Below are 10,512 nucleotides of genomic sequence, written 5' to 3'. Positions count from 1 at the left end.
TGACGAAGGCGGGTGCGCTCAAATCGTGGCGCTTCACGCGCGCGACCGTGCGTCTCGCCGCCAACATCGCTTACGAGGATGCGCAGGCGATGATCGACGCGGGCGAGGGCGCGCAGATCGATGCACTCCGCCCGCTGTGGGACTGCTGGTGCGCACTGGCGGCAGCGCGTGACAAGCGCGAGCCGCTCGACCTCGATTTGCCCGAGCGGCGCGTGGTGCTCGACGAGAAGGGCCGCATCATGTCGGTCGCCGCGCGCGAGCGGTTGGACGCGCACCGGCTGATCGAGGATTACATGATCGCGGCGAACGTCGCGGCGGCGAAGTCGCTGGAGGCGAAAAAGGCGCCGGTCATGTACCGCGTCCACGAACCGCCCGCGCGCGAGAAGCTGGTGGCGCTGAAGGACTATCTCGATACGTTCGGCGTGCCGTTCGCGATGGGGCAGGTGATCAAGCCCGCGACGTTCAACCGCATCCTCGAACGCATCGCCGACGCCGACTACCGCCCGCAGGTGATGGAGCAGGTGCTGCGCACCCAGACGCAGGCCTATTACGCACCGCTCAACCACGGGCATTTCGGGCTCTCATTGGGAAGCTACGGCCACTTCACCTCGCCGATCCGCCGCTACGCCGACCTGCTGGTCCACCGCGCGCTCGTGTCGGCCTACGCGCTCGGGCCGGGTGGGCTCAACGGCGACGAGAATTTCGAGCATCTGGGCGAGCAGATCAGCAAGCTGGAACGCCGCGCGATGGAGGCGGAGCGCGACACGATCGACCGCTACGTCGCCGCGTTCCTGGCCGAGCGCGAGGGTGAGGTGGTCGAGGTGCGGATCACCGGCGTCACGAACTTCGGCTTCTTCGCGACCGTCGACGGGATCGGCGGCGATGGGTTGATGCCGGTGCGCGATCTCGGCGGCGAGTATTTCCGTTTCGACGAGGGCGCGCGCACGCTGACGGGCGAGCAGAGTGGCGAGGTCTACTCACTCGGCCAGCGGCTCGATCTCCGACTTGCGGAGGCGAACCCGGTGTCGGGTGCGCTGCGCTTCGAACTTCCCGAGGGACGGTTCGCGCCACCTTCGGCCTCGCGCCACCGCGGCGCGGCGGGTAAAGAACGCACACCGAACAAGGCAGGGCGCGTGCTGAAACGCCGCGGACGACCGGCGAACATCCGCCATGACGGCAAGAAGCGATAGGACCGAGCGATGATTGGTGACCGAATGTCCGCACTGATCGCGCGCACGCGCGGGCGCATCGTCGACTATTTTGTCGAGGCGGGTGCGACCAAGCCCGACGCCGCGCTGCCCTATGCGCCCAAGGGCCGGATGGAGACGCGGCTGTTCAAGCGGATGACCGATTTCGGCCTGCTGATCGAGGTGAAGCAGGGCCGCTTCTGGCTCGACCAGTCGCGGTTGTCCGACTTCCGCAAGGAGTCGCTCGCGCGCGTGCTGGGCGGGATCGCGCTCGCGGGCTTCGCCGCGGCGGGTGCGATGGCGATCGGCGGATAAGGCCGCCGATCGGCACCACCATTACTGCGCGGTGAAGGTCATTCCCGCGCGTGCGACCAGCCGGTCGCGCAGACGCGTGCCCATCAACGCGCCGGGCGTCCAGATGCCGCCATTGCCGCGCACGTCCTCGACGAGGCACAACGCACTTTCGGCCAGCATGCGGCTGGTGCAGCCGTAGCCGGGATCGCGGTTGCCGGTCACGACCGCGTCGATCCGCTGTCCGTCGTCGTACAGCCCGGCGAACAGCACGTCGAAGTGTCCCGCCTCACGCTCCTCCTTCGTCGGTCCCTCGCCGGGCTTCGGGCCCTTGTCGCCGCCGAACGGGTTGAGCTTGCCCAGCGCCTCGGCCGCGGCACGGCCCATGTCGCCCAGACCGGTCACCACCATCTCGTCGTAGACGATATCGCCCCATGGCTGGTTGAGCAGGAAGTTGGTGCGGTGGACGTTCTTGGTGTTGATCGGCGCCATGACGAACGGCGCGACCCAGGAATGGAGCGTCGGATCATATTCGGGAATCAGCCCCGACGGCTGGTTCGGCCCCTTGTGCCCCGGCGTCAGCGCGAACGGATCGGCGAGTAGGGGAATCAGCGAGGGCTTCTTCGCCGCGGCCGCCATCGTCGCCTTGAGGCTGGCCGCGGTGCCGCCGGAGAAGCCGCCCTTCATCTCGCGCACGCGTGCCTTGATGCGCGGTACGGGCTTGCCGAAGCGCGCCTGCGCCGCCTCCTGCAGCGTCAGCACCCCAAGGTCGAACGGGATCGAGTCGAACCCGCAGGAGAAGACGATCCGCGCGCCGCTCGCGCGGGCGGCGGCGTGGTGCGCGTCGATCATCTCGCGCATCCATCCCGGCTCCCCGCACAGGTCGACATAGGCGGTGCCGGTCTTGACGCAGGCGGCGACCAGATCGCTGCCGTAGAGTTGGTAGGGGCCGACCGTGGTGATGACGACGGTCGCGCGCGCGCACATCGCGCGCAAACTCGCGGGTGCATCCGCGTCGGCGGTAACGAGCGGCACGTCGGCAGGAACGCCCATCTCGGCGCGGACCGCCTCCAGCTTCGCCATCGAGCGACCTGCCATCGCCCAGCGCACGCCGCTCGGGTAGGCCTGCGCCAGATATTCGGCAACGAGCCGCCCGGTGTACCCGGTCGCGCCGTAGACGATCACGTCGAACTCGCGTTGACCCTGTGACATGTCAGCCTCCCTGCCGTTTCACGGGTCGGAGTAGAGCGAATAGGCGCGCTGGTTACAACCCCAGGGCGATACGCACGCGGAACAGCTCAGGTGACAGGCGGGAGCGTGAGGTTTGCAGGCTTGCCGCCATTCGCGCGCTCGGCGAGCAGCCGTTCGGCCGCGGCAAGGCCATCGGCGCTCGCCACCGCGGCATCGATCGGACGTTGACCGAGCGCGTCGTCGTGCGTGTTGAGAAAGGTAATCGCGTCGTCGCGGTTGCCGAGCGTCAGGAACGCGGCCTGTGCAATCCGACCCTGCCGCTCGGCCGCGGCACGGTCCATCGCGACGCGCGCCGGACGGAAGTGGCGGCCTGCGGGCTTCCGGGCGGCTGGCTGAGCATCAGCCGGGGTGTCGACGGGATCGCTCAACTGACGCGGTCCAGCGTCATGGCGGCGGCACCCATCGTCTCGCGCAGCGCCGCGATCCGCTGGCGGTAGACGAACGCGAGACCACGATGTGCGCAGCGCGCCTCGCTGGTCGCGCCATCATGCGCGCGCATCAGCGAAACCTGATGGCGGTGAAGAAGGTAGTTTAGGTCCAAGGCACATGCTCCTCGTCGTAAGCGGGAGCGCGATGGTCTCTCAGCCGCGCGCGCCTACGGGTCGGTTGCGCGCGATGACTTGGATATAGGGCATGTGGGCGCCTATTGATAGGCGCAGTGGAAAGCGCTCAGGCAGCCTCGTTGAATTGCAGGCTGGCGAGCCGCGCGTAGAGTCCGCCGCGCGCGAACAGCGAGGCGTGCGTGCCCTGCTCGACGATGCGGCCCTCGTCCATCACGATGATGCGGTCGGCGGCGCGGACGGTGGCGAGGCGGTGCGCGATGACGATCGTGGTGCGGTCGGCCATCAACCACTCGAGTGCGTCCTGCACCAGCCGTTCGCTCTCCGCATCGAGCGCGCTGGTCGCCTCGTCGAGCAGTAGGATCGGCGCGTCGCGCAACAGCGCGCGTGCGATCGCGACCCGCTGGCGCTGGCCGCCCGACAGTCGCGCGCCGCCTTCGCCCAGGAACGTGTCGAGCCCGTCCGGCAGCGCGCGCAGGAAATCGGCGGCATTGGCAGCTTCCGCCGCGTGCCAGATCGCGGCGTCGTCGGCGTCCCAGCGGCCGTAGCGCAGATTGTCGCGCGCGCTGGTGCCGAAGATGACGGTCTCCTGCGGCACCATCGCGATCCGCGCGCGCACATCGGCGGGGTCGGCGTCGCGCAAGGCTATACCGTCAACGCTGACCGTACCGGCGGCGGGATCGTAGAAGCGCTGGATCAGCTGGAACAATGTCGACTTGCCCGCACCTGACGGGCCGACGATCGCGACCGTTTCGCCGGGTGCGACCGACAGCGAGAAGTCGTACAGCGCGGGCAGATCGGGTCGGGTCGGGTAGCGGAACTCGACCTGCGCGAAGTCGACGCGGCCCTGCGGTGGCTGCGGCAGGGCGACCGGGTGCGCGGGCGGCGCGATCTCCGGGCGTTCGTCGAGCAGCTCCGCCAGTCGTCCGGCGGCCCCGGCGCCGCGCAGCAGATCGCCGTACACTTCGGTCAGCGCGCCGAACGCGCCCGCGACGATGCCGCCGGTCAGCACGAACGCGGCAATCGCACCGCCCGACAGGCGACCGGCGGCAACATCGATCGCGCCTTCCCACATGACGAGCGTGATCGCGCCGAAGACGAGGCCGATGACGATCGCGGTCATGATCGCGCGCAGGAGGATGCGCTTGCGCGCGGCCGCCATCGTCGCCTCTACCGCGTCGCGGAAGCGCGCAGCCTCGCGGCGTTCCTGCCCAAACGCCTGGACGATCTTCATCGCGCCCAAAGTCTCGGTGACGATCGAGCCGACGTCGGCAATGCGGTCCTGCGAAGTGCGCGAGTAGGTACGCACGCGTTTGCCCAGCAACGCGATCGGCGCGATGATCAACGGGATCGCGACCACCAAGAGCCCGGTCAGCTTGGGCGAGATGGTGAACAGGTAGACGAGACCGCCGACGCTGGTGAAGGCGTTCCTCAGCGCGATCGACACCGTGCTGCCGACCACCGTCTCGATCTGACCAGTATCCGCGGTCAGGCGGCTGGCGATCTCCGACGGGCGGTTTTCCTCGTAGAAGCGCGGGGTGAGCGTGAGGAGGTGGCGCTGCACCTGCGTACGAATGTCGGCGACGACGCGCTCGCCCAGCCACGACACGAAGTAGAAGCGGAACGCGGTGCCGATCGCCAGCACGACGACGATCATCAGCATGTAGTGGAACGCGCCCGACACCGCTTGGCTGTCACCGCCGGCTGCGAAGCCGCGATCGATCACGCGCTTGAAGCTGTAGGGGATTGCGATCGTCGCCGCCGAGGTGACGGCGAGCGCCACGCAGGCGCCGGCGATCTGCAACGGATACGCCCGTGCGGCGCGCCAGACCATCGCGAGATTGCCGATGCGGCGCGACGGCGCGACCTCTGACGACGTCGCAGCAGGAGCGGGGGCCGGGGAAGCGCTTGCCATGCGCGTGCCCTAGCAGCGCGGAGTAGGTGGCTCAACGCCGTGGCGGGGTGTGACCCTTGCGCCACCGCTATCCACGAAGCGTCGATCGGATGATGCAACATCATTGTGCAGTGCAGCGTTTCGGTTAGTATCACTAGTCCCCATTCGGGGGCGGAGAGGCATACCCGATGTTCTACGACGCCTATGAACTGCAGCGCAGCTGGCTCTCGTCCGCCAGTGCATTGGCGACCGCGACCGCCGGCTGGCTCAACGATCCGGCAAACCCGTTTGCCTATCTGGGCGGCGGACCGGTGATGGCGAGCGCGCTGGAAGTGTTCGCGCACGCGAGCGCTTCGCGTGGCAAGCCGGCGTTCGGGCTCGAACAGACGGTGATCGACGGGCGCGAGGTTGAGGTGATCGAAGAGGTCGTGCTCGCGCGGCCGTTCGGCAACCTGAAGCGCTTTCGCCGCGAGGGTGTGGAGGGTGGCCCGAAGCTGCTGATCGTGGCACCGATGTCGGGGCATTTCGCGACACTGCTGCGCGGCACGGTCGAGCGGATGTTGCCGTTCGCCGACGTCCACATCACCGATTGGCACGACGCGAAGAACGTGCCCGTAAGCGAGGGGCGCTTCGACCTCGACGATTACGTCGATTACCTGATTGCGTTTCTGGAGGAGATGGGCAGCAACGAAGGGCAGGGAGGGACGCACATGCTCGCGGTCTGTCAGCCCTCGGTGCCGAGCCTTGCCGCCGTCGCGGTGATGAGCGCGGACCAGAACCCGGCGCGGCCCAAGTCTCTGACGATGATGGGCGGGCCGATCGACACGCGCGAGGCGCCGACGGCGGTCAATACTCTCGCGACCGAGAGGCCGTTCGCGTGGTTCGAGCAGAACGTGATCGCGACGGTGCCGGCGTGCCATCCGGGTGCGGGGCGGCGGGTCTATCCGGGCTTCCTGCAGCTCACCGGCTTCATGTCGATGAATCTGGGCAACCACCTGCTGAGCCATTGGGAAATGTTCAAGCATCTCGTTCAGGGCGACGGCGCGAGCGCGCAGGCGACCAAGGACTTCTACGAGGAATACCGCTCGGTCGCGGACATGACGGCGGAATTCTACCTTCAGACGATCGACGTCGTGTTCCAGGAGCACAAGCTGCCTAGAGGCATGATGACGCATCGTGGGCGCAAGGTCGACACGGGCGCGATCACCGACGTGGCGCTGCTCGCGATCGAAGGCGAGCGCGATGACATTTCAGGGCTGGGGCAGACCGAGGCGGCGCTGACGCTCGCAACCAATCTGCCCGAGGAGAAGAAGCGTTACCTAATAGCCGAGGGCGTCGGGCATTACGGCATCTTCAACGGCTCGAAGTGGCGCAACCGTATCGCGCCGGTGGTCGAGGAGTTCATTACCGCCAACGCCTGACATGCGAAGAGCCGGCCGCGGATGACGCGACCGGCTCTTGCAGTACGCCGACGCGAGGGTCAGGCGTTCGAATTTTCCGCCGTCGTTTGCACCTTGGCGTGGCTGCCCTCCTCGCCGGCCTTGATCGTGCCGCCGAACAGCTGCTTTACCTTGCCCGAGATCGACATATCGGTTTCCCACAGCTCGGCGCTGTCGATATCGACCTGCAGCAGCGCGAGGTTCGGGTCTTCCTTGTCGCCCGGAAACCATGCCTCGACCTGGTTATTCCACAGCTTGTCGATCAGCGCGCGGTCGTTGTTGATGCGGCCGCGGCCGTGCATGCAGGCGAAGAAGTCGTGTCCTTTCGACACGAACTGCACCATCACCTTGTCCTTGCCCGCGACGCGGTTGTCCTTGCCGATGAAGAAGAACAACGTGTCGACCTGATCCTTGTCGAGCTGCACCGCCAGCGGCTCGCTGTGCGTGCTGCCGTCAGCCGGGCCGACCATCAGGTAGGGGCTCTCGGCCATCTTCTTCCACATGTCGGTCTTGAGCTGCTTGGGATCGGTGTTGGCGTCGGCCATCGTCGTCTCTCCTCACGGGGGTGTTCGGCGGGAGAACGAGGCGCGGCGGGGTTGGTTGCGCGGGCGTATCGGACCTGCTTGGATGACCGGTGGCGGCATTGTCGCCGTCGAACCGAAAAGGTGAACTATGTCACTCACCGACTTGTCGCAGGTGCTTGCGGCGCTCTTCGGCTTCGGGATGCTTGTCCTGAAGATCGTAGAGGTCGCCCGCAAGAACTAGGCACGGGCGGGGCTCGACCTGGCAGTCGAGCCCCAAACGACAAGAACCCCGACCGCTGGCACGATCGGGGTTCCCGAAAAGGCGCTATGTCATCGCCGCGATCTACATAAGCCGATTTGGCTTACGCTTCAATTACAGCACTTCGAACAATCCGGCCGCGCCCATGCCACCGCCGACGCACATCGTGACGACGACGTACTTCGCGCCGCGACGCTTGCCCTCGATCAGCGCGTGGCCGGTCATGCGTGCGCCCGACATGCCATAGGGGTGGCCGATCGAGATCGCACCGCCGTTGACGTTGAGCAGTTCGTCCGGGATGCCGAGCTTGTCACGGCAATAGAGTACCTGCACGGCGAACGCCTCGTTCAGCTCCCACAGCCCGATGTCGTCCATCTTGAGGCCGTTGCGCTCAAGCAGCTTCGGGATCGCGAACACAGGGCCGATGCCCATCTCGTCGGGCTCGGTGCCCGCCACTGCCATGCCGACGTAGCGGCCGAGCGGGGTTAGCCCCTTCTTGGCGGCGAGGCTTTCCTCCATCAGCACGCTGGCCGAGGCGCCGTCCGACAGCTGCGACGCATTGCCCGCAGTGATGTTCAGGTCGGGACCGAGCACGGGTTTCAAGGACTTCAAACCTTCGATCGTCGTGTCGGCGCGGTTGCCCTCGTCCTTCGAGAGCGTCACGTCCTTGTGCGAGACTTCCTTGGTCTCCTTATTCGTTACCGCCATCGTCGCCGAGACCGACACGATCTCGTCGTCGAACTTGCCCGCGGCCTGCGCGGCGGCAGTGCGCATCTGCGACTGGTAGCCGTACTCGTCCTGGGCGTCGCGGCTGATGCCGTAACGCTTGGCGACCACCTCGGCGGTCTGCAGCATCGGCATGTAGATGTCGCCGTGCATCGCCAGTAGCTCGGGATCGGGCGCGACGCGCATCTGCGGCGTCTGCACGAGGCTGATCGATTCGACGCCGCCACCGATCGTCACGTCCATACCGTCGACGATAATCTGCTTCGCCGCGGTCGCGATCGCCATCAGCCCGCTCGCGCACTGACGGTCGAGTGACATGCCCGACACGGTCGTCGGGAGGCCTGCGCGCAGCAAGGAAGTGCGCGCGATGTTGCCGGCCTGATGACCCTGCTGCAGCGCGGAGCCGAGGATCACGTCGTCGACCTCTGCGCCGTCGATCTTCGCGCGCTCGACCGCCGCCTTGATCGCGTGGCTCGCGAGCGTCGGCGAGGGCAGGTTGTTGAACGCGCCGCGGTAGGCGCGGCCGATCGGGGTGCGGGCGGTGGAGACGATAACGGCGGAACGCATGGGCGAGCCTTTCAGATGAAACAGGGTTGGGGTGTCGGCGGTCAGTTGAACACCTGCGTGATCCATTCAGCGATCATCGCGGGTTTGTCCGAACCCTCGATCTCGATCGTCGTCTCGGTGGTGTACTGATACTGACCGGGGCGCTTTTCATCGAACTGGATGATCTTGGAGCGGCCACGCACGCGCGAGCCCGAGGGTACGGGGGCGAGGAAGCGAACCTTGTTGCCGCCGTAATTGACGCCCATCTTCACCCCGTCGAGCTTCGGCGCATCCGGCGTCTTGGCGGCGAGTTGCGGCAGCAGCGACAGGGTGAGGAAACCGTGCGCGATCGTGGTGCCGAACGGCGTCATTTTCGCCATTTCCGGGTTCACGTGGATGAACTGGTGGTCACCCGTGGCATCGGCGAACTTGTTGATCATGTCCTGCGTCACCTCGACCCAGTCGGAAACGCTTTCCTGCCCGATGTTCGCCTTCATCTCGTCTGCGGTCACGACGAATTCCCCTTCACGGTACGACGCGCTAAAGCGGCGGCCGAGCGCCGCGCTGCACTGCGGCACTGCATAAGCGCGGGGTAGCCCATCCCGCAAGTGGTCCACGAACCGGAAACATGAACATGTCCTCTGCCGTAGCGTCAGCAACCCGCGAAACCATGCGTCACCTGCACCGCGCGAGCGAACCGGATGTTCTAAAACCGCTGCTCCAACGCGCGGCGCTGACGCCTGATTCGCGCGAGCGGGTGATGGACACCGCGTCAGGGTTGCTCGCCGACCTGCGCGCGGCGCAATCGCGCGGCTGGGTGAACCAGTTCCTGCAGGAATATCGCCTCAACTCGTCCGAGGGCGTCGCGCTGCTGAGCCTGGCCGAGGCGTTCCTGCGCGTGCCCGATCCCGAGACCGCCGACCTGCTGATCTCCGACAAGCTGGGCGAGGCGAACTGGCGCAGCCACGCGGGTCAATCGAACAGCCGCCTCGTCAACACCGCGACCTGGGGGCTGGTAGTCGGCCGTGCGCTGGTCGGCGAGAGCGAGGCGGGGCCATTGAAGCGCCTGCTGAGTCGCGCTGGCGAGCCGTTCGTGCGCCAGGCGGTGGGTGCCGCGATGAAGATGATGGGCGAGATCTTCGTCATGGGACGCACCATTGACGAGGCGATGCGCCGCATGAAGAAGCCCGACAATCGCGGCTTCACCGCCAGTTTCGACATGCTGGGCGAGGCCGCGCGCACGACCGCGGACGGCGAGCGCTACTTCAAGGCATATGTCGACGCGATCGACGCGGTCGGGCGCGATCCGTCCGCCGGGCACTCGATCTCGGTCAAGCTGTCGGCGCTTCACCCGCGCTACGAGGTGGCGAAGTGGGACGAGTGCGTCCCTGCGCTGACCGAGATGCTCGAAGCGCTGGCGGTGCAAGCGGCGGGCAAGGGGATCGCGCTGACCGTCGACGCGGAGGAGAGCGAGCGGCTCGACATGAGCCTCGACATCATCGGCAATGTCGCCGCGCTCCCGGCACTGAACGGCTGGGAAGGGTTCGGCATGGCGGTGCAGGCGTACGGCAAGCGCGCACGCCCCGTCGTCGCCTGGGCGAACGAGCTCGGCCGCGTGATGAACGTGCGGCTGGTCAAGGGTGCGTACTGGGACAGCGAGATCAAGCGGACGCAGGTCGAGGGGCTGGAAGACTACCCGCTCTTCACGCGCAAGGCGTCGACCGACGTCAGCTATCTGGCGGTCGCGCGCGATATGCTCGACGCGCCCAACATTCGCCCGGCCTTCGCCAGCCACAATGCGCTGACGGTCGCGACGATCGTCGAATGGGCCGGCA

General features: G+C 66.9%; 11 protein-coding genes. 4 read left to right on the top strand and 7 right to left on the bottom strand.

Annotated features, from left to right (window positions below; all coding sequences use genetic code 11):
- Together QZ847_RS05125 and QZ847_RS05120 are read left to right on the top strand one after the other, a co-directional pair.
- Window positions 1-1,190 (top strand): RNB domain-containing ribonuclease (locus tag QZ847_RS05125; protein WP_294353804.1); only part of this gene is annotated, 1,190 nt, incomplete at its 5' end.
- 24 nt (window positions 1,191-1,214) lie between these two features.
- Entirely contained in the window at window positions 1,215-1,502 is a 288-nt protein-coding gene (locus QZ847_RS05120; RefSeq protein WP_294191144.1) for a hypothetical protein, read from the top strand.
- A 21-nt stretch (window positions 1,503-1,523) separates the two neighbouring features.
- Here QZ847_RS05120 and QZ847_RS05115 read toward each other — a convergent pair whose 3' ends face one another.
- The 4 genes from QZ847_RS05115 to QZ847_RS05100 form a co-directional block, all read right to left on the bottom strand.
- Window positions 1,524-2,690 carry a saccharopine dehydrogenase NADP-binding domain-containing protein gene (locus QZ847_RS05115; protein WP_294353802.1) on the bottom strand — a complete coding sequence of 389 codons (1,167 nt, stop codon included), beginning with the start codon at window positions 2,688-2,690 and terminating at the stop codon, window positions 1,524-1,526.
- 86 nt (window positions 2,691-2,776) lie between these two features.
- Window positions 2,777-3,010 carry a hypothetical protein gene (locus QZ847_RS05110; protein WP_294353799.1) on the bottom strand — a complete coding sequence of 78 codons (234 nt, stop codon included), beginning with the start codon at window positions 3,008-3,010 and terminating at the stop codon, window positions 2,777-2,779.
- A gap of 83 nt (window positions 3,011-3,093) precedes the next feature.
- Entirely contained in the window at window positions 3,094-3,228 is a 135-nt protein-coding gene (locus QZ847_RS05105) for a hypothetical protein (protein ID WP_294353796.1), read from the bottom strand.
- Window positions 3,229-3,398: 170 nt separating this feature from the next.
- Entirely contained in the window at window positions 3,399-5,204 is a 1,806-nt protein-coding gene (locus tag QZ847_RS05100) for an ABC transporter transmembrane domain-containing protein (RefSeq protein WP_294353794.1), read from the bottom strand.
- A gap of 167 nt (window positions 5,205-5,371) precedes the next feature.
- Here QZ847_RS05100 and phaZ point away from each other — a divergent pair, with 167 nt between their 5' ends.
- Window positions 5,372-6,604: a polyhydroxyalkanoate depolymerase gene (gene phaZ, locus QZ847_RS05095; RefSeq protein ID WP_294353790.1), complete on the top strand. Its 1,233-nt coding sequence runs from the start codon at window positions 5,372-5,374 to the stop codon at window positions 6,602-6,604.
- Window positions 6,605-6,663: 59 nt separating this feature from the next.
- Here the strand turns inward: phaZ and QZ847_RS05090 are convergent, their stop codons facing one another.
- The 3 genes from QZ847_RS05090 to QZ847_RS05080 all read right to left on the bottom strand — a co-directional run bounded on the left by QZ847_RS05090 (window position 6,664) and on the right by QZ847_RS05080 (window position 9,174).
- Window positions 6,664-7,167 carry a pyridoxamine 5'-phosphate oxidase family protein gene (locus tag QZ847_RS05090; protein ID WP_294353788.1) on the bottom strand — a complete coding sequence of 168 codons (504 nt, stop codon included), beginning with the start codon at window positions 7,165-7,167 and terminating at the stop codon, window positions 6,664-6,666.
- A gap of 352 nt (window positions 7,168-7,519) precedes the next feature.
- A complete protein-coding gene (locus tag QZ847_RS05085; protein ID WP_294192737.1) occupies window positions 7,520-8,698 on the bottom strand; it encodes an acetyl-CoA C-acyltransferase in 1,179 nt (392 codons plus the stop codon).
- Window positions 8,699-8,739: 41 nt separating this feature from the next.
- Window positions 8,740-9,174: a MaoC family dehydratase gene (locus QZ847_RS05080; protein WP_294353807.1), complete on the bottom strand. Its 435-nt coding sequence runs from the start codon at window positions 9,172-9,174 to the stop codon at window positions 8,740-8,742.
- A 173-nt stretch (window positions 9,175-9,347) separates the two neighbouring features.
- On the opposite strand from QZ847_RS05080, the gene QZ847_RS05075 reads away from it, so the two are divergent.
- Window positions 9,348-10,512, top strand: a 1,165-nt coding sequence (locus tag QZ847_RS05075; protein ID WP_294353785.1) for a proline dehydrogenase family protein, incomplete at its 3' end; no start/stop codon positions are given.

Source organism: uncultured Sphingomonas sp., from assembly GCF_913778135.1.
GTDB lineage: Bacteria > Pseudomonadota > Alphaproteobacteria > Sphingomonadales > Sphingomonadaceae > Sphingomonas.
Note: the sequence above shows the minus strand (reverse complement) of the source record. Positions and strands in the feature narration are given on the sequence as shown.

Excerpts from the sequence above, each read along its gene's own strand:
- QZ847_RS05110 (WP_294353799.1), bottom strand. The coding sequence starts at position 3,010 with ATGGACCGTGCCGCGGCCGAGCGGCAGGGTCGGATTGCACAGGCCGCG.
- QZ847_RS05115 (WP_294353802.1), bottom strand. The coding sequence starts at position 2,690 with ATGTCACAGGGTCAACGCGAGTTCGACGTGATCGTCTACGGCGCGACC.
- QZ847_RS05090 (WP_294353788.1), bottom strand. The coding sequence starts at position 7,167 with ATGGCCGACGCCAACACCGATCCCAAGCAGCTCAAGACCGACATGTGG.
- QZ847_RS05080 (WP_294353807.1), bottom strand. The coding sequence starts at position 9,174 with ATGAAGGCGAACATCGGGCAGGAAAGCGTTTCCGACTGGGTCGAGGTG.
- QZ847_RS05085 (WP_294192737.1), bottom strand. The coding sequence starts at position 8,698 with ATGCGTTCCGCCGTTATCGTCTCCACCGCCCGCACCCCGATCGGCCGC.
- QZ847_RS05120 (WP_294191144.1), top strand. The coding sequence starts at position 1,215 with ATGTCCGCACTGATCGCGCGCACGCGCGGGCGCATCGTCGACTATTTT.
- QZ847_RS05100 (WP_294353794.1), bottom strand. The coding sequence starts at position 5,204 with ATGGCAAGCGCTTCCCCGGCCCCCGCTCCTGCTGCGACGTCGTCAGAG.
- phaZ (WP_294353790.1), top strand. The coding sequence starts at position 5,372 with ATGTTCTACGACGCCTATGAACTGCAGCGCAGCTGGCTCTCGTCCGCC.
- QZ847_RS05105 (WP_294353796.1), bottom strand. The coding sequence starts at position 3,228 with ATGCGCGCGCATGATGGCGCGACCAGCGAGGCGCGCTGCGCACATCGT.